An 18,445-nucleotide genomic window follows, 5' to 3' on the forward strand; every position below is an offset into this window, starting at 1 on the left:
GAGCGGGCGGAAGGGGCGGGTGGGCGGGGGAAACGCCGCGGAGCGGCGGGGAGAAGGACCGCGGAGCGGGCCAAGGCGGGACCGCGGAGCGGGCAAGGCTTCAGCGGCGGGCGATGACGCGGTACGCGTTCGAGAAGCGGGTGCGGCGGAAGAGGGGGGCCAGCACATGGTCCAGGGCGACGGCTGAGGCGAGCAGGGGGGCGGACGCGCGCGTCAGGGCCGTACGCAGGCGGCGTTGGAGGACGGTGGGCGGAGCGGGCCGCCACGGCGCGTCGAGGCCGGGCAGAACACGGCTGAGGCCCAGCGCGAGGGCGCCTGAGAGGTCGTACGGGATGTGCGGTTCTCGGCGATCCGTCGAGACGATGACGCAGCCGAGCGATTCGAGTTCCGCCAGCAGATTGGGCAGCGGCATCAGATGGAGGTGGCGCGGCTGGCCGTACGACACCCACCACTTGCCGAGGAGCGGGCCGAACGCGCAGTCGGGGTCCGGGACTTCGACGAGGAGGTGTCCGCCGGGGCGCAGCACGGTCAGCGCGGCGCGCAGTTCCTCGCGCGGGTCGGGGGTGTGCTCCAGGTGGTGGAACATGCTGACGACGTCGTAGCGGGCGCGCAGCCGTTCGGCGATCTCCGGGTCGGTGAGCCTGCCGCGGTGCGCCTCCTCCACCCGTCCGGCGGCCCGCGCCTTGTCGACGCGCCGGGTGGGGTCGAGCCCGTCGAAGGCGGTGTACGGGTGGATCTCCTTGGCCACCGCGGGGAAGTATCCGTGCCCGGTGCCGACGTCGAGCCAGCTCTCCGGTTCGGGGTGGGGCAGCATCGCGCGGGCGGCGGCCAGATGGCGGCCGTGTCCGGCGCGGGCGGCGAGGATCCGCTCGGCGAGGCCGTCGTGTGCGTCCGCCTGGAGGTCGGGGTGGTAGTCCCGGTGGTAGAAGGCCACTCCCTCGGCCGTCAGCCGGGGGTTCTGGAAGGCGTGGGCGCAGTCCCCGCACTCGTCGACGACGAAGGTGCCGGGTTTGCGCTGCCGCAGGTCCGGTGTGCGGAGCCGGGTGCGCAGCCGCTTCGAGCCGCACCAGGGGCAGTCGTCCCGGCGCGGTTCGTGGAACCGGTCGGTGCCCTGGGCGAGTTCGCTCATCCAGGCGGCGCGGCGTTCGGCGGTCGGCTGCGGGGTGGGGGGCATGGGTGCTCCTGTTGTTCCTGCGTGCTCCTGTGGGGGGCGAAGAGCCGCACGAAAGCCGTACGACAATCCGACACAAAAGGTACGTAGCGGATGGCGATCTCAGGTGCACCGACGTGGCGCAGCCGTGTTCGATCGGTGCCGGTACTGTTCGGCGAATGAGCTCGCTTAATCTCGACGACTTCACCGATCTGATCGAGCGTCCCGACGGAGGCGTCCGCCGCGACGCCGAGGCGCACCGGGAGCGCCAGATCGTGCCGCCCGGCGCACTGGGCCGCCTCGACGACCTGGGTGAATGGCTGGCGGCGGCGCAGGGCGCGGTGCCGGTGCGGCCGATCGAGCACCCGCGCGCGGTGCTGTTCGCGGGCGACCACGGGATCGCCGGACTCGGTGTGTCGGCACGGCCCGCGGGCAGCGCCGACCAGTTGGTGCGGGCTGTGCTCGAGGGCGCGAGCCCGGCGTCGATCCTCGCCCGCCGGCTGGGCGTTCCGGTGCGTGTCGTCGACATGGCGCTGGACTGCGAGCCGGAGGGGCTGCCCGAGGAGGTCGTACGGCATCGGGTGCGGCGCGGTTCGGGTCGTATCGACGTCGAGGACGCGCTGACGGCGGAGGAGGCGGAGGCGGCGTTCCGCGCGGGTGTCGCCGTCGCGGACGAAGAGGCCGACTCCGGTACGGATCTGGTGGTGCTCGGCGACATCAGTGTCGGCGGGACCACCGCGGCGGCCGTGTTGGTCGCCGCGCTGTGCGGGACCGACGCGTCCGTGGTCACCGGGCGGGGCGGGCTTGCCATCGACGACCTCGCGTGGATGCGCAAGTGCGCCGCCGTGCGGGACGCGTTGCGGCGGGCCCGGCCGGTGCTCGGGGATCAGCTGCAGTTGCTCGCGGTGGTCGGCGGGGCGGATCTCGCGGCGATGACCGGGTTCCTGCTGCAGAGCGCGGTGCGGAAGATGCCGGTGATCCTCGACGGGGTGGTGGCGGCTGCCTGCGCGCTGGTCGCGCAGCGGGTCGCCTTCCGGGCGCCGGACTGGTGGCTGGCCGGTCAGAACAGTGGGGAGCCGGCGCAGGCGAAGGCCCTGGACCGGATGGCTCTGGAGCCGCTGCTCGACCATGGGGTGACGGTGGGCGAGGGTGCGGGCGCCCTCCTCGCGCTTCCCCTCGTCCAGGCGGCGGCCGCGCTGGCAGCGGAGCTTCCGGAGAAGGCCTCGCCCGAGGCCGCGGGCCCGGAAGAGGTCCCGGACGCGGAAGAGGTCCCGGACGCGGAAGAGGCCTCGGGTCATGAAGAGGTCGTCGGCCAGGAGAAGGAAGCGGAGTAGCCGGGGTAGCGGGTTTTCGCCCCCTCCGCCCCTACCCGTCCCTTGTTCCTGGGGCTCCGCCCCAGACCCCGCTCCTCAAACGCCGGAGGGGCTGAATTTCTCCCCGGCCAGCGCTGAAATCTCTCGCCGGGCCGGGGCTGAATCTCTCGTCGGCCGGCGCTAGAAGCCTTTAGCCCGCCCGGCGCCCCATATCATCCCCACTTATGGGAGATGCCCGAATTGTCGCCAATCGGGAACGGGGCGCCGCCCAGCGGGCCGCCTCCTTCGCGGTCTGGTACTTGCGTGTTGTCACGTTCGTGAACTTTCTGAGTGCCGTGTGGGTCTCCTTCGGGCAGGATCTGCGGCGGCACAACACCGAGAACTACTTCACCCCGTATCTGCTGACGGCGGGATTCGCGTCCGGCGTGTTCACGATGTTCCTGGCGATCACCATGCGCCGCCGGAAGCGGGCCGCGTGGATCCTGAACCTCGTGCTCAGCGGGCTGTTCCTGGTGCTGTTCGCCTTCGCGCTGGCGTTCCCGGAGATCCGGCGGTACCCGCAGAACTGGATCTCGTGCCTCCTGACCGCGGCCTTCGTGGCGTCGCTCGTCGTCGGCCGCCGGGAGTTCTACGCCAAGGGCGACCGGTCGAATCCCAAGCTGGCCGCGGCCGTCGCGATCGGCGGGCTGCTGGTCACCTCGCTGTTCGCCGCGTTCCTGGTGACGGTCACCAACCACGCCCACGACGCGCACCGTTCGACCTTCCTGGACCGCTGGCGCTACGGACTCCTGCGGCTCGTCTCGGTCGCCGCCGACGACTCCCGCTTCCCCGGGATCACCACGCCCAACTGGGTCAACGTCACCATCAACGTGCTCAGCACCTTGCTGATCCTCGCCGTCTTCTACGCCGCCTTCCGCTCCCGCCGCGCCGTCGACCCGCTCACCGAGGACGACGAGCGACGGCTGCGGGCGCTGCTCGACAGATACGGCGACCGGGACTCTCTCGGCTACTTCGCCCTGCGCCGCGAGAAGAGCGCGGTCTGGTCGCCGACCGGCAAGGCGGCCGTCGTGTACCGCGTCCTCGGCGGGGTCTCGCTGGCCTCCGGCGATCCCATCGGCGATCTGGAGGCCTGGCCCGGTGCCATCGAACCCTGGCTCGCCGAGGCGCGCGAGCACGGCTGGATCCCGGCGGTGATGGGCGCGAGCGAGGAGGCGGGCACCGTCTATGCCCGGCACGGCCTGGACGCCCTGGAACTCGGCGACGAAGCCATCGTGGAGACCGCCGAGTTCACGCTCGACGGACGGGCCATGCGCACCGTCCGGCAGGCCTACAACCGGGTCAAGCGCGCCGGGTACGAGGTGCGCATCCGGCGCCACCAGGACATCCCGGCCGACGAGATGGCGTACCTCCTCGAACGCGCCGACGACTGGCGCGACGGCGCCACCGAGCGCGGGTTCAGCATGGCGCTCGGGCGGCTCGGCCACCCCGACGACGGGCAGTGCATGATGCTCGAATGCACTGACGGGGACGGCGAGTTGAGGGCGGTGCTGTCCTTCGCGCCGTGGGGGCCGCACGGACTCTCCCTCGACCTCATGAGGCGCGACCGCGACTCCGAGAACGGGCTGATGGAGTTCATGGTGATCGAACTCCTCAACCGCGCCCAGGAGATCGGGATCACCCAGGTCTCGCTCAACTTCGCCATGTTCCGCTCGGTCTTCGAACGTGGTGCACGCCTCGGCGCGGGGCCGGTGCTGCGGCTGTGGCGCTCCCTGCTCAGCTTCTTCTCCCGCTGGTGGCAGATCGAGTCGCTCTACCGCGCCAACGCCAAGTACCGGCCCATCTGGGAGCCGCGGTTCCTGCTCTTCGAGAAGAGCGCGGACCTGCTGCGCATCGGCGTCGCGTCCGCGCGCGCCGAAGGGTTCCTGGAGGCGCCGGGCCTGCCGAAGTGGCTGCACCGAAAGCACCTGGAGTCGCACGGATGAAGTCGCACGGGTGAGGACACACGGATGAAGTCGCAGAGGTGAGGTCGCTCGCCCGCTGGGCCCGCGCCGAATGGGGGCTTGTGTACGTCACCGTGCGCGAGGCGCTTCTCAGGGAGCGGTGGCGGGCGATCCCCATGACCATCGGGACGGTCTGTCTGACGGCCGCCCTCCAGTTCGTCCAGAACCAGTCCTGGGGCTACCGGTTCGTCCAGGACATCGGCTCGGTCCGCGCCGAGGACCCGCTCCCGCTCGCCCTCGCACGCACCCCGCTCTCCCTCTTCGTACCGGCCCTCGATCTCCCGGTGTGGGGCGCGCTCGCGCAGCTCCTCCTGGTGTTCGGGATCGCCGAGATCTGTCTCGGCCGGTGGCGGACCCTCGTCATCGCGTACGCCGCCACGCCGGCCGGCACGCTCTACGCGCGCATCGGCATCGCGCTGGGCCCCGGCGGTCCGCTCGGGCTGCCCTCGGCGGACCGGCTGGTGGTCGACACCGGTCCTTCGGCGGCCGTGGTCGGTCTGGCCGTCTTCGTGTGCTGGCGCTGTCGCGCGTACCTCACGGGCGGTCTGGTGATCGCGGCGATGCTCGTCGAGGTCGCGCTGAAGGAGAACCTCGCGGGCGAGGAACATCTCGCGGCCATCGCCGTGGTGCTGCTGCTGTGCGGGACGTCCGCGTGGCGTCACCGAGCGCCGGGCAGCGAACGGACGGGCTCGGGGTCCGGTTTGCCGCCGATCCATTCCTGAAGCTTTCGGCTGGGGCCCGCCCAGCGGCGGTCGTGGTGGTACGCCCGCAGGGTGGACTTGGCCCGGGCGCGCGGCCGGCGCCGGTAGAAGCGCCTGGCCCAGGGCGAGCCGGGGCGGGCCAGCCGGACCGCGCCGACGATGGCGACGAACGGGACGATGACGCCGAAGATCGCCATGCGGGCCTTGCCCTTGCTCAGGGCGAGCAGCGCGATACCGAAGTTCACGAGGATGCTCACGATCACGCCGCCCCGGTCCTGGAGTTCCTCATCGGTGAGGTCGTTGACGCCGAACGGCAGGAATCCGCCGAGCACCAGCCCGACGAGGGCCGCGGTGACGACTACGACTTCGACGCTCTTGCGCCCCTCCTCGGTCCAGTAGACGTCGTCGAGATGCAGGATCAGCGCGAACTCGTCGAGCACCAGGCCCGTACCCGCTCCGAACACCACGGCGAACACGGCCGCACCGAATCCGTACCGGCTGCTGGCCACCGCCCCGAAACCGCCGATCACCGTCAGCACGACGCCGGGGACGACGTGGTGGATGTGCAGACCGCCCGCCTTCACATTGCCGAACGGGCCTTTGCCGGCCCGGATCATCCGGACGATGACCCGGGTGATCACAAAGGTCAGCACGAAGGAGGCGAGCGCCAGCAGCAGCGGCAGTTTCCCCGGCTCGATGATGTTCCGCTGCAACCAATGACCCATATCGCGCACTTTATCCACGACTGTCCATGGCCGCCGTACGGGCCCCCGGGACCCCCGGGTAACCTGCGCCGGTGTCCAAGACCCCCCTCCCCGACGCCCTCCGCTTCGCCTTCGGCACCCTCACCGTGTTCCCCGTGACGGTGACCCGCTGGGACCGTGCGGCCGCGCGCGGCGGGATGCTGTGCGCGCCCGTGGCCGGGCTGGTCGTCGGGGCGGGCGCGGCGCTGGTGGGGGTGGCGCTGCTGGCGATGGGCGCGGGCCCGCTGCTGGCCGCCGTGGCCACCGCCGCCGTACCGGCCGCGCTCACCCGCGGTCTGCACCTGGACGGGCTCGCCGACACCGCGGACGGGCTCGGCAGCGGCAAGCCCGCCGAGGACGCGCTGCGGATCATGAAGCAGTCGGACATCGGCCCGTTCGGGGTGATCACCCTGCTCTTCGTGCTGCTCGCCCAGGTGGCCGCACTCTTCCAGGCGTACGACACCTCCTGGGCCCGGGGCGTGCTCGCGGCCGTCGTCTCGGCGACCGCGGCGCGGCTCGCCCTCACGCTGGCCGCCCGCACCGGGGTGCCGCCCGCCCGCCCCGAGGGCCTCGGCGCGGCGGTGGCGGGCACGGTGCCGGTGCGCGGGGCGCTGCTGGTGGCGGCCGTGGTCGTCGGAGCGGCGGCGGGTGCGGGGGCGCTCCTCGGGACGTACGACCTCGCACGCGCCGCGCTCGCGGTCCTCGCCGCCTGCGTCGCCGCCGAACTGCTGCTGCGCCACTGCACGCGCCGTTTCGGCGGCATCACGGGCGACGTCTTCGGCGGCCTGGCGGAGACGGCGGCGACGACGGCGCTCGTGGTGCTGTCGCTCGGCTGACGTCGGCTCAGGCCGCAGGACCCGCCTCACCCAGCCCGAGCCCGTGCGGCAGCGTTCCCCATGGGTGCTCGCCCGCGCCCGGCACCGCGCAGTGCAGGCCGACGCCCCGCGCGCGGGCCGACTCCGCCACGTCGACGCCCGCCGGCACGCCGTGGACGAGGTGGCACAGCCGCGTCCCGGTACCCGTCCACGGTGGCGGGCGGTCCTCCCGGTACGTGTCCCAGGTGCCCTCGAAGGTGACGAGTACGTCGGCGATCCTGGCGTACGAGGGGTGCGGCGCCGTGCCGTGGTTGAGGGCGAGGGTGCCGCAGCCCAGCCCCCGGGCGGCTGTCGCGAGCCGCCGGTAGTACGCGAACCCGGCGATTCCCGAGGCGACCTGGTCGAGGAAGACGCCGTCGGTTCCGTACCAGGAGCGGTGCCGTGACAGGTCGCGTACGGCGGCGGCGCACGGTCTGCGGCCGTAGTCCGTGTCGGTGTAGCCGAGCACCCGCACGTCCACGGCGCGCAGCCGTTCGGCGACCGCGGCGAACGCCGGGTCGGGGCGTTCGCCGGGGCCGCTGGCCGGGTTCAGCACGACGGCGTGGAGGCGGGGTGCGGCGGCGATCAGCGCCTCCCATTCGGCGGGGCGGACGGACGGGTGTTCGTAGTAGGGCACGAGGAGGGACTTGCCGGGCGGGTTCATCGGTGGGCGGTCGCCCTTCCCAACAGGCCGCAGACGAGCCCGGTCTGGGCGCCGGCCGCCGCGCCGTTGACGATCAGGCCCACCCAGTGCGGGCTTCCGGCGTGCGCCGCCAGTGCCACGGTCTGGGCGAGCGCGGCGACGCAGCAGACCGAGGCGGTGCTCAGGACGGCGCCGAAGGACTGGAGCAGCAGTCCGGTCCACAGGACCACGCCGAGCAGGAGCAGTCCGGCGAGCCGTACGCCGCCGGTCGCCACGGGTGCGTGCGGCCACAGTGCGGACGTGGCGAGGCCGAGCGCGAGCAGCGCGGCGAGGTACCCGGTGAGGCACTGGACGAGGGTGCCGGACGTGGTGCGCCAGAAGTCCTTCGACGTACCGCTGGAGCGCAGCCCGGCGAGGCTGCCGCTGCGGAAGCGGAACAGCAGCCACTCGGCCGGGCCCATGCTCAGCGTCAGCGCGACCGCGGCAGGCGCGGCCACCGCGGTGTGCGCGTCGCCTGCCAGTACGTCGCCGAGCGCCACGTAGAGCACGAGGACTCCGCTGCCGAGTCCGAAGAGGGCGTAGGGCAGGGAGCCGGCGAGCCACGGGGCCGCGGTACGGCGAGGGCGCGCCGCCTCGGCAAGCGACCGCAGACGGGCGCCCCGAACGCCGGGCACGACGCGCGCCCTGCGCGGAGCAGCAGGGGCCGCCGACCGGTCGCCGCGGATCGCGGCGGTACCGCGAGAGCCCGCCGCTTCAGCGAGCGCCCGCAGGCTCGCACCCCGGGCGCCTGGCGTGATGCGGGCCTTGCGCGGAGCGTCACGGGCCGCCGGACGGTCGTCGTGGCCACGGTTCGGCCGTCCGCGGTCTCCGTTGGGGCCATCTGCCCGCCCACGTTCACCACTCGTGGTCGTCGACCCGGTCGTGGCCGGGCGCCGCCAGGTCACCCCGCCCAGCGTCCCGAACGGCAGCAGTGCCGCGAGCCCCGCGGACCAGCTGCCGTCCCCCGACTCCCGTACGGAAGGCGCCACTTCGAGCAGTGCGAGCAGGGCGACCGCTGTCAGTGAGCCCGTCAGCAGGAGGAGTCTCGTCAGGTCGGGGACCGGATGGAGCATGGCCAGGACCGCGCCCGCGGTCATCGGCAGCAGGGCGGCGAGCAGGGCCCGTTCGCGGCCCATCACCAGCAGTACGGTGGCGGCGCCGAGATAGCAGGACTGTCCGGCGGCGAAGGCCACCGCCGTCGGTGCGGCCGTGCCCGCCGCGGCCAGCGCGACCAGGGAGCCGAGCAGCACGCCCACCGGCGCGCCGACGAGCAGTGAGCGGCGGGCTGCCGAGCGGTCGCCCAGCCCCAGCAGGGAGTACGCCCGGTGGGCCAGCCCTTGGTTCCAGGTCCAGCCGCACAGCGCCCCGGCGAGCAGCGGGACCGTGCCGGCGGGGAGCCCGAACTCGCCCTTGGGGCCCGCGAGGAGTGGCGCCCCGAGTACGTATCCGAGGCCCGGCAGGGCGAAAACGACACCCCGCAACAGGCAGCCGAGGAGGCCGAGTTGCCAGGGGTCGTGGGGTGGGCCTGCCGGCTCGGGGTAGTGGCGCTCGACCCGTTCGTACAGTTCCTCCGCGAGGGCGAAGGAGTTCTTCATGCCGTAGCGCTCGCGTATCTGGTCGTCCGACATGCCGTCGGACTCCAGGAGCGCGGCTATCTCGTCGGGGTGGACGGCCGCGGCTATGAAGTCCCCCATGCGTATGGCGAGTTCGTCGACGGGGTCCGGCTGCGCCCAGCTCGGCGTGCGGCGTTGGAGCGGCACGTGCGGGAGTGTTTCCCCGTGTGCGCCGGGCGGCGTGCGAAGCGAACCGCTCACCAGCCGGTCCCGTCCGTGGCGACCGCCTGGTACCAGGGGTCGCGCAGTTCGACGGTCCAGTCGGCGACGGTCTCGACGGTGGGCTCGTACACCTCGGGCAGGCCCGCCAGTTCCTGGTAGATGGTGCGGAAGGCGTCCACGGAACGGCGCAGTGTGAACCGTTCGATGACCCGCTGGCGTGACAACTCGCCCAGTTCCAGGCGGCGTCGGTCGTCCTTCAGAAGGGTCAGCGCGGCGGCGGCCATCTTCTCCGGCTCGCGCGGAGGGACGACGAGACCGGTGTCGCCGACGGCCTCGCGGACACCGCCGACGTCGGTGGAGACCGTCGTACGGCCGCAGGACATCGCCTCGATGATCGAGAAGGGGAAGCCTTCGGAGATCGACGAGAGCATCACGACATGGCCTGCCGCGTAGGCGCGCCAGACCTCGCTGATGCGGCCCTCGAAGGTGAGCCCGTCGGTCACGCCCAGTTCGGCGGCGAGCTTCTCCAGGCGGGTGCGGTACTCCTCCCCGCCTGGCGGTACCGGCCCGAACAGCCGCAGTCGGGTCTCGGGCATTTCGGCGCGCACCATGCCGTATGCGCGGAGCAGTGTTTCCAGGTCCTTGATGGGGTCGACGCGGCCGCACCAGGTGAGGGTGGGGACTTCGGGCTCGGGTCCGGCGTGCGGGAAGGCGGCCGGGTCGACGCCGTTGTAGACCGTGCGGATGCTGTCGGCCTCGGCGCCGCCGCGCTCCTCCCAGCGGCGGTTGTACTGGTTGCACGGGGTGATCAGGTCGGCCGCCCGGTAGCCGAGGGTGTTCAGCTCGCGGTAGAAGCCGAGCATGAACGCCTTGACGGGCCAGCGCTGTTCGCCGCTGCGGTAGTTGAGGTAGCGCTCGCGCAGATAGATGCCGTGCTCGGTCAGCAGGAACGGGACCCCGTCCAGTCGGTGCGCGGCGAGGGCGGGCAGCGTGGCCAGGCCGCTGCTGACCGCGTGGGCCACGGAGTCCTCGGGGATGCGGATGCCGAGCGGGCGAAGTGCGTGCTCCAGCAGGTCCGTTGCCGTCAGCGCGTCGTGGACGGTGGGGCGTGCGGCGGCCGTCGGCAGATGCGGCATCGTCCAGATCCACATCAGCGAGCGCAGCGCGGCCTCGGTGCGCAGGGCCGCCGACAGGCCTCCGTCGCGGGCCAGTTCGGCCAGCCGGTACAGCGCCTCACCGAAGTCGCAGTGCGCGTCCGGGTCGAGGAAGGACAGCAGGAAACGCTCGTACGTGTCGATGAACCGGCGCCGGGCCCGGCCCTGCGGCGCCCGCGTGTGCCCCGGCCGCGGGCCCCAGGTCGGCACGGAGGTGTGCCGGCGGATGTTGGGCGGCAGCTCCCAGGTCACGGGTTCGCGGCCGCTGCCGGTGAGCGAGACGATGTGGAAGTCGACCTCGGGCATGCCCTTCACGAGCTGGTCGCACCAGGTGCTGACCCCGCCGTGGACATGCGGATAGGTACCTTCGGTGAGCATGGTGACATGACGGCCTGTACGCATCGCTGCGCGGCTCCCCCTGTTTTATGCGGATGTTCCAGGGGGAACTGCGGACCGCACGCCGACCGCTTGTCCGTCGTGGCCGGTCGCGCAGTTCCCCGCGCCCCTTCGGGGCGCTGCCCCCTACGGCAGGTTCAGCGTGAGAGCGGACTGCAGGAGCTCCGGCGTGGTCCAGGCCGAGCGCTTGCCCGCGTACGGCGTGCCGAACGCGGCGGTTCCGAGCAGGAGTTGCTTCTTGGTCCCTTCAGGTGCGGTCACCGGGATCTGCGTTCCGGACGGAGCCGTGACCGTGACCTTCGTACCGACGCGGTACGCCGTGACCTTGCCGTTCGCGACGGCCGCCCCCCAGGCGGTACGGCGCTGGAGTTCGGTGCCGACCGCACTCTGCCGGGGGTTCACCAGCGGGGTGTTGTCGGCGTGGAGCGCCTTGTAGCCGGCGAGCGCCTGGTCCAGGACCGGGTACAGGATCCGGCCCTCGGCGAGGTTGGACTGGTGCACGTAGTGCGGGCGCGGGTCGTTGCCGATGGCGTGCCCGAGTGCGGTGCGGGCCTCCCGCGGGACGATGTACGACGCGTAGCCGGTGGCCGTGTCCAGCGGTGCCGACAGGCACGTGGACGTGGCGTTGTTCTCGCAGATGCCGCTGCCGCCGTCGGCCCTGGACGTGTAGATCCAGTTGTACTCGTCGGCCATCTCCTGCGCCGTACCGGTGTTGTAGTACACGTTCATCGGATAGCGGGGCACGGTCAGCGCGCTGCCGACGGCGCGCTGAGCGGGCTCGCGGGAGTTGTCGGAGCCCGTCCACTTGACGCCGTTCGCGGACAGGGCGCCCGCGAGGTTCGGGTTGTCGGCGGGCTGCTGGGGCAGCGTCTTCAGACCCGAGTGCTCGCCGGTCACCAGCTCGGTGCGGTCGGTCGACAGACCGTGTGACTGGGCCCAGTTGTAGTTGTTGGCGATCTCCGCGGAGATGTCGGCCCGGCTCATGTACTGGGTCGAGCCGTCCGCGTTCTTCGCGCAACTCCACGGCACCGTCGCGGTGTTCTGCACGCAGCCGAGGAACTTGTGCGTGTAGGTGTGGTTCACCCAGCGGTACTTGGCCCTGTCGGCGAGCAGTTGGGTGGTGAGGGCGTCGGTGCCGCCGTTCTCGGTCTTCCACTCCTCGCCGGAGCCCGCGTTGAAGACCATGTCGAGGGTGAAGCCGCTGGCCTGCTGCCACTGTGCGGCGTACACCGCGTCGGCCGCGGTCATGCGGATCGGCGCGGCCTCCTCGCCGCCGCCGACGCAGTCGATGTCGCCGGGCGTGCAGTTGCGCTCGGTGTCCCAGCGGGCGTCGGGTGCGAAGACGTCGTCGACGTGGACGGAGAAGTAGTTCCTGCTCTGTCCGAGGTGAATGCCCTGGGTCAGCCATTCGACGATGCCGCGGGCCAGCAGCTTGAACTGCTGCTGGTTCTGGTTGTACGCGAAGGTCACCACGAGTTCGCGGCGCCCGTCGTGCGCGTACTGGCCGAGCAGGGTGCCGCCGGTCGGTGCGTCCAGGTAGCTGGTGAACCCGTCCCTCGGGTGGGCCGCGTAGCCGTAACTCTCCTGCACCGACGGGTCGTTGTCCTCGAAGGTCAGCGGCCCGTCGAGATAGCCGAACGGGCCCGCCGTGCCGGCCGCGGTGACCTGGGTCCGCGCGCCGTCCAGCGTGCCGGACCAGCCGCCGTTCTGGTCGGTGTAGTCGAGCCCGACCCCGGGGTGCGCCCAGGTGTAGGCGTCGACCTGCGGGATGCCGTACGTCCTCTCGTAGGTCTCCAGGGCGGTCTGCTCGGCCGGACCCAGGCCGAACGGTGCCTCGTTCGGCATGACGACGCCCTGGTACTTGGCCCGCGGGGTGCCGTTCACCGTGTCGCTCAGGAACGCCGCGTCGATGGTCGGGCGGCCCGGCGCGTCCAGGCTGACGAGGGTGTACGGGATGCCGGTGTTCTTCAGCTCGGCGGTGATGGCGCCGACCTGGCCCGCGCCGTTGTCGACGACCAGGACCTTGAGATCGATGCGCGGTGTGGTCGCCGCGGACGCGCCGGGTGCCCCCAGACCCAGCGCCAGCAGACCGGCGGCCGCCAGGACGGCGGACGCTCGTCTCCATCCGCACGAATATTGCGTCATTTGTTGCTCTCCCCCTCGAAGATCCCCTTTTGGCCGAACACGGCTGAACACAGCCGAAAACGGCTGAGCGCGGCTGAACACGGCCTGACTCGGTCGAACCGAGGAGGATCTGTGGAAATGTCGCGAAGCAGTGAGCGTCGCGCCCACCGGAACACGATGAGTGTTACTCAGGTCACCGGGAGTGAGAGGCGCGAAAGGGCCATGACGCCACCAGACGGTGAATGCTCGCAAGAATGAGCGAAACCCGGCCCCGAGCGTAGGCTCGTCACGGGTACTCGCCCGCCCCGGTAGGGACCGCCCTCAGGGCCGGATCTAGGGTCGATCGTCGGGCCCGGTCGACCCATCCCCACTCGGCCGAAGCAATTTCAACGGAAGCGAGATTTCACCACCGTGACTGCTCTCACTCTCAGCACCGCCGCGGCGTCCGGTCTGCGGGCCGACGCGATCGTCGTCGGTGTCGCGAAGGGCTCTGCCTCCAAGTCCGGGGGACTGGTCGTCGCCCCGGGCGCCGAGGCCGTGGACAAGGCGTACGACGGCGGGCTCGCCGGCATCCTGGAGACCCTCGGCGCCACGGGCGGCGAGGGCGAGGTGACGAAGCTGCCCGCGCCCTCCGGTTTCAAGGCCCCGGTCGTCGTGGCCGTCGGCCTGGGAGCGGTCCCGGAGAAGGACGACACCTACGGCGCCGAGGCGCTGCGCCGCGCGGCCGGTGCCGCCGCCCGCGCCCTCGCCGGTGCCAAGAAGGCCGCGTTCGCCCTGCCGATCTCGGACCCCGCCGACGCGGGCGCCGTGGCCGAGGGCGCCCGCCTCGGCGCGTACGCCTTCGACGCGTACAAGGAGAACGGGAAGAACGGCGCCGGCGCCAAGAACGGCAAGGCGCCGCTCGGCGAGGTCGCCCTCATCGGCGGCAAGCCCCGCGACGCGGCGTACAAGGCCGCGATCGCGCGCGCCACCGCCGTGACCGAGGAGCTCAACCGCGCCCGCGACCTCATCAACACCCCGCCGAACGACCTCAACCCGGAGTCCTTCGCCGCCGTCGTCAGCGCGGCCGGCAAGGAGCACGGCATCAAGGTGCAGGTGCTCGACGAGAAGGCCCTCGACAAGGGCGGCTACGGCGGCATCCTCGGCGTCGGCAAGGGCTCGGCCGCCGGTCCGCGCCTGGTGAAGCTGTCGTACACCTCCGCCAAGGCGACCAAGCACCTCGCCTTCGTCGGCAAGGGCATCACCTACGACTCGGGCGGCATCTCCCTCAAGCCCGCCGGGCACAACGAGACGATGAAGTGCGACATGAGCGGTGCGGCGGCGGTCTTCGCCGCCGTGGTCGCCGCCGCGCGCCTGGGTCTCGAGGTCAACGTCACCGGCTGGCTCGCGCTGGCCGAGAACATGCCCTCCGGTTCCGCGACCCGCCCCGGTGACGTGCTGCGCATGTACAGCGGCAAGACCGTCGAGGTCCTCAACACGGACGCCGAGGGCCGTCTCGTCCTCGCCGACGCGCTGTGGAAGGCGTCCGAGGAGAAGCCGGACGCGATCGTCGACGTGGCGACGCTGACGGGGGCGATGGTGCTGGCGCTCGGCAACCGCACCTTCGGTGTGATGGCGAACGACGACGCGTTCCGCGCCTCGATCGTCGAGGCCGCGGAGGAGGTCGGCGAGGAGTCCTGGCCGATGCCGCTGCCGGAGCACCTCCGCAAGGGGATGGACTCCCCCACCGCCGACATCGCCAACATGGGTGAGCGGATGGGTGGCGGGCTGGTCGCCGGGCTGTTCCTGCGGGAGTTCGTGGGTGAGGGGATCACTTGGGCGCACCTGGACATCGCCGGGCCCGCGTTCAATGAGGCCGGGCCCTTTGGTTACACGCCCAAGGGGGGTACGGGGTCGGCCGTGCGGACTCTGGTGCGTCTTGCCGAACTGACCGCCGCGGGGGATCTCGGTTAGCAACGTGGGGCGACTGCGGGTCCGTCGTGGTTGCTCGCGCAGTTCCCCGCGCCCCTAAAGGCGCGCTCCACGGCCCCGGGTGACAAAGTCACCCGGGGCCGTTTTGTCCGTTGGTCCGCCAAGGTGGGACGTGTCACACACCGGCCCGGCGTCTCGCTCGTCCCCGACAAGTGCGAAGATGGGTTCTCGGCAGGACAGGGCCCCCACCACAGGGCCGGAGAAAGAGCGGCCGGACACCAGCCGCCGCCCGGTCGCAGTTGACCGGCGTGAGGCGCACATGCATGGAGGACGTGACGTGGCGAACGACGCCAGCACCGTTTTCGACCTAGTGATTCTCGGCGGCGGTAGCGGCGGTTACGCCGCGGCGCTGCGCGGAGCCCAGCTGGGTCTGGACGTCGCCCTGATCGAAAAGGACAAGGTCGGCGGTACCTGCCTGCACCGTGGGTGCATTCCGACCAAGGCCCTGCTGCACGCGGGCGAGATCGCCGACCAGGCCCGCGAGAGCGAGCAGTTCGGTGTGAAGGCCACCTTCGAGGGCATCGACGTGGCGGCCGTCCACAAGTACAAGGACGGGGTCATCTCGGGTCTGTACAAGGGCCTGCAGGGGCTGATCGCCTCCCGCAAGGTGACGTACATCGAGGGTGAGGGCCGCCTCTCCTCCCCGACGTCGGTCGACGTGAACGGCCAGCGCATCCAGGGCCGCCACGTGCTCCTCGCGACCGGCTCCGTGCCGAAGTCGCTGCCGGGCCTGGAGATCGACGGCAACCGCATCATCTCCTCGGACCACGCGCTGGTCCTGGACCGCGTTCCGCAGTCCGCGATCGTGCTCGGCGGCGGCGTCATCGGCGTCGAGTTCGCCTCCGCGTGGAAGTCGTTCGGTACGGACGTCACGATCATCGAGGGTCTGAAGCACCTCGCCCCGCTCGAGGACGAGAACTCCTCCAAGCTGCTTGAGCGCGCGTTCCGCAAGCGCGGCATCAAGTTCAACCTGGGCACCTTCTTCTCGAAGGCCGAGTACACCGCCGACGGCGTCAAGGTCACCCTTGCCGACGGCAAGGAGTTCGAGGCCGAGGTGCTGCTCGTCGCCGTCGGCCGCGGCCCGGTCTCGCAGGGCCTGGGCTACGAGGAGCAGGGCGTCGCGATCGACCGCGGCTACGTCCTGGTCGACGAGTACATGCGCACGAACGTCCCGACCATCTCCGCCGTCGGTGACCTGGTCCCGACGCTCCAGCTCGCGCACGTCGGCTTCGCCGAGGGCATCCTGGTGGCGGAGCGTCTGGCCGGTCTCAAGACCGTTCCGATCGACTACGACGGTGTCCCCCGGGTGACGTACTGCCACCCCGAGGTCGCCTCCGTGGGTATCACCGAGGCCAAGGCCAAGGAGATCTACGGCGCGGACAAGGTCGTCGCTCTGAAGTACAACCTCGCGGGCAACGGCAAGAGCAAGATCCTCAACACCTCGGGCGAGATCAAGCTCGTCCAGGTGAAGGACGGTGCCGTGGTCGGCGTCCACATGGTCGGTGACCGTATGGGCGAGCAGGTCGGCGAAGCCCAGCTGATCTACAACTGGGAGGCGCTGCCGGCCGAGGTCGCGCAGCTCATCCACGCGCACCCGACGCAGAGCGAGGCGCTCGGCGAGGCCCACCTGGCCCTCGCGGGCAAGCCGCTGCACTCGCACGACTGACCGGCCCCGGCTGCACATCAGCCACCGGCCGTACGTCAGTCAACGCGTCGCACCTGGGCGCGACGACCACAGACTTCCGCACCATTCGTAAGGAGCAACAGAAACCATGGCGGTTTCCGTAACCCTTCCGGCGCTCGGCGAGAGCGTCACCGAGGGCACTGTCACCCGCTGGCTGAAGGCAGAGGGCGAGCGCGTCGAGGCCGACGAGCCGCTGCTGGAGGTGTCGACCGACAAGGTCGACACCGAGATCCCCTCGCCCGTAGCCGGTGTGCTCGCCTCCATCAAGGTCGCCGAGGACGAGACGGTGGAGGTCGGCGCCGAGCTGGCCGTCATCGACGACGGCTCGGGTGCGCCCGTGGCCGCCCCGGCCCCCGCCGCCGAGCCCGTGGCCGCCCCTGCCGCCCCGGCCCCCGTGGCCGAGGCCCCCGCGGCTCCGGCTGCCCCCGCCCCCGTCGCCGCCCCTGCCGCTCCGGCCGGTGGTGCCTCCGGTACCGATGTCGTACTGCCCGCACTGGGCGAGTCGGTCACCGAGGGCACCGTCACCCGCTGGCTGAAGGAGGTCGGCGAGGAGGTCGCGGAGGACGAGCCGCTGCTCGAGGTCTCCACGGACAAGGTCGACACCGAGATCCCGTCGCCGGTCGCCGGCGTACTGCTTGAGATCGTGGTCGGTGAGGACGAGACCGCCGAGGTCGGCGCCAAGCTGGCCGTCGTCGGCGCTCCCGGCGCGGCTCCGGCCGCGGCTGCCCCGGCGGCTCCGGCCGCTCCCGCGGCCGCTGCCCCGGCTCCGGTCGCCCCCGCGGCCCCGGTTGCTCCGCCCGCCCCCGTGGCTCCCGCTGCCCCGGTTCCCGCGCCCGCCGCTCCGGTGGCCGCCGCCCCGGCTCCGGTCCAGCCCGCGGCCCCGGCTCCCGCGCCGGTCGCGGCGCCCGCCCCCGTCACCCCGGCCCCGGCGCCCGCCGCGGTCTCCGGTGACGAAGGCGCGTACGTGACCCCGCTGGTGCGCAAGCTCGCCGCCGAGAACGGCGTCGACCTGGCCACCGTCAAGGGCACCGGCGTCGGCGGCCGTATCCGCAAGCAGGACGTCATCGCCGCCGCCGAGGCCGCGAAGAAGGCCGCCGCCGCTCCGGCTCCGGCCGCTGCTGTGACTGCCGGGGGCCCTGCTGCCGCCAAGAAGGCGCCGACCCTGGAGGCTTCTCCCCTCCGCGGCCAGACCGTCAAGATGCCCCGCATCCGCAAGGTCATCGGCGACAACATGGTGAAGGCCCTGCACGAGCAGGCCCAGCTGTCCTCGGTCGTCGAGGTCGACGTCACGCGGCTGATGAGGCTGCGCGCGCAGGCGAAGGACTCCTTCGCGGCCCGCGAGGGCGTCAAGCTCTCCCCGATGCCGTTCTTCGTGAAGGCGGCGGCCCAGGCGCTGAAGGCCCACCCGGCCGTCAACGCCCGGATCAACGTCGAAGAGGGCACGATCACCTACTTCGACACCGAGAACATCGGTATCGCGGTGGACTCCGAGAAGGGCCTGATGACCCCGGTCATCAAGCACGCGGGCGACCTGAACATCGCCGGTATCTCCAAGGCCACCGCCGACCTGGCGGGCAAGGTCCGGGCCAACAAGATCACCCCGGACGAGCTGTCCGGCGCGACCTTCACCATCTCCAACACCGGCTCGCGCGGCGCGCTCTTCGACACGATCATCGTGCCGCCGAACCAGGTCGCGATCCTGGGCATCGGCGCCACGGTCAAGCGTCCGGCCGTCATCGAGACGGAAGAGGGCACCGTCATCGGCGTCCGCGACATGACGTACCTGACGCTCTCCTACGACCACCGTCTGGTGGACGGCGCCGACGCGGCCCGTTACCTGACCGCGGTCAAGGCGATCCTGGAGGCCGGCGAGTTCGAGGTCGAGCTCGGCCTGTAAC

The 18,445-nt window shown here is 71.7% G+C and carries 13 protein-coding genes; 7 read left to right on the forward strand and 6 right to left on the reverse strand.

Going from position 1 to position 18,445, the window contains the following annotated elements; all coding sequences use genetic code 11:
• Nucleotides 1-100 precede the first annotated feature (100 nt).
• The gene (locus tag OG219_RS13725; RefSeq protein ID WP_266826303.1) at nt 101-1,174 is read right to left on the reverse strand and encodes a class I SAM-dependent methyltransferase; all 1,074 of its coding nucleotides are present in this window, start codon (nt 1,172-1,174) and stop codon (nt 101-103) included.
• Between the two features lie 155 nt (nt 1,175-1,329).
• Between OG219_RS13725 and cobT the strand changes: the two genes are divergently transcribed.
• The 3 genes from cobT to OG219_RS13740 all read left to right on the forward strand — a co-directional run bounded on the left by cobT (nt 1,330) and on the right by OG219_RS13740 (nt 5,185).
• On the forward strand, nt 1,330-2,484 hold the full coding sequence (gene cobT, locus OG219_RS13730) for a nicotinate-nucleotide--dimethylbenzimidazole phosphoribosyltransferase (protein ID WP_266826305.1): 1,155 nt from the start codon (nt 1,330-1,332) through the stop codon (nt 2,482-2,484).
• Between the two features lie 203 nt (nt 2,485-2,687).
• Nucleotides 2,688-4,445 (forward strand): phosphatidylglycerol lysyltransferase domain-containing protein, encoded by a 1,758-nt coding sequence (locus tag OG219_RS13735; RefSeq protein ID WP_266826307.1) that lies wholly within the window; start codon nt 2,688-2,690, stop codon nt 4,443-4,445.
• Nucleotides 4,446-4,483: 38 nt separating this feature from the next.
• Nucleotides 4,484-5,185: a hypothetical protein gene (locus tag OG219_RS13740; RefSeq protein WP_266826309.1), complete on the forward strand. Its 702-nt coding sequence runs from the start codon at nt 4,484-4,486 to the stop codon at nt 5,183-5,185.
• On the opposite strand, the gene OG219_RS13745 is transcribed toward OG219_RS13740, so the two are convergent.
• A complete protein-coding gene (locus tag OG219_RS13745; RefSeq protein ID WP_266826311.1) occupies nt 5,122-5,889 on the reverse strand; it encodes a hypothetical protein in 768 nt (255 codons plus the stop codon). The genes OG219_RS13740 and OG219_RS13745 overlap by 64 nt on opposite strands.
• Nucleotides 5,890-5,960: 71 nt before the next feature.
• Between OG219_RS13745 and OG219_RS13750 the strand changes: the two genes are divergently transcribed.
• On the forward strand, nt 5,961-6,743 hold the full coding sequence (locus tag OG219_RS13750; protein WP_266826313.1) for an adenosylcobinamide-GDP ribazoletransferase: 783 nt from the start codon (nt 5,961-5,963) through the stop codon (nt 6,741-6,743).
• Nucleotides 6,744-6,750: 7 nt separating this feature from the next.
• Here the strand turns inward: OG219_RS13750 and OG219_RS13755 are convergent, their stop codons facing one another.
• From OG219_RS13755 to OG219_RS13770, 4 genes are all read right to left on the reverse strand, one after another.
• Nucleotides 6,751-7,425 carry a spherulation-specific family 4 protein gene (locus OG219_RS13755; protein WP_266826315.1) on the reverse strand — a complete coding sequence of 225 codons (675 nt, stop codon included), beginning with the start codon at nt 7,423-7,425 and terminating at the stop codon, nt 6,751-6,753.
• Nucleotides 7,422-9,257, reverse strand: a complete 1,836-nt coding sequence (locus OG219_RS13760; RefSeq protein WP_266826317.1) for a hypothetical protein — start codon at nt 9,255-9,257, stop codon at nt 7,422-7,424. The genes OG219_RS13755 and OG219_RS13760 overlap by 4 nt, the downstream gene beginning before the upstream one ends.
• Nucleotides 9,254-10,774: a GT4 family glycosyltransferase PelF gene (pelF, locus tag OG219_RS13765; protein ID WP_266826319.1), complete on the reverse strand. Its 1,521-nt coding sequence runs from the start codon at nt 10,772-10,774 to the stop codon at nt 9,254-9,256. The genes OG219_RS13760 and pelF overlap by 4 nt, the downstream gene beginning before the upstream one ends.
• Nucleotides 10,775-10,894: 120 nt before the next feature.
• On the reverse strand, nt 10,895-12,913 hold the full coding sequence (locus OG219_RS13770) for a hypothetical protein (protein WP_266826321.1): 2,019 nt from the start codon (nt 12,911-12,913) through the stop codon (nt 10,895-10,897).
• A 390-nt stretch (nt 12,914-13,303) separates the two neighbouring features.
• On the opposite strand from OG219_RS13770, the gene OG219_RS13775 reads away from it, so the two are divergent.
• The 3 genes from OG219_RS13775 to sucB all read left to right on the forward strand — a co-directional run bounded on the left by OG219_RS13775 (nt 13,304) and on the right by sucB (nt 18,444).
• On the forward strand, nt 13,304-14,845 hold the full coding sequence (locus tag OG219_RS13775; RefSeq protein WP_266826323.1) for a leucyl aminopeptidase: 1,542 nt from the start codon (nt 13,304-13,306) through the stop codon (nt 14,843-14,845).
• A 295-nt stretch (nt 14,846-15,140) separates the two neighbouring features.
• On the forward strand, nt 15,141-16,529 hold the full coding sequence (lpdA, locus tag OG219_RS13780; RefSeq protein WP_266464970.1) for a dihydrolipoyl dehydrogenase: 1,389 nt from the start codon (nt 15,141-15,143) through the stop codon (nt 16,527-16,529).
• A 106-nt stretch (nt 16,530-16,635) separates the two neighbouring features.
• Nucleotides 16,636-18,444, forward strand: coding sequence for a 2-oxoglutarate dehydrogenase, E2 component, dihydrolipoamide succinyltransferase (gene sucB / locus OG219_RS13785; RefSeq protein WP_266826325.1), 1,809 nt, complete (start codon nt 16,636-16,638; stop codon nt 18,442-18,444).
• Nucleotide 18,445 lies beyond the last annotated feature (1 nt).

Origin of the sequence: Streptomyces sp. NBC_00038 (assembly GCF_026343635.1) — a bacterium.
Classification (GTDB): domain Bacteria; phylum Actinomycetota; class Actinomycetes; order Streptomycetales; family Streptomycetaceae; genus Streptomyces.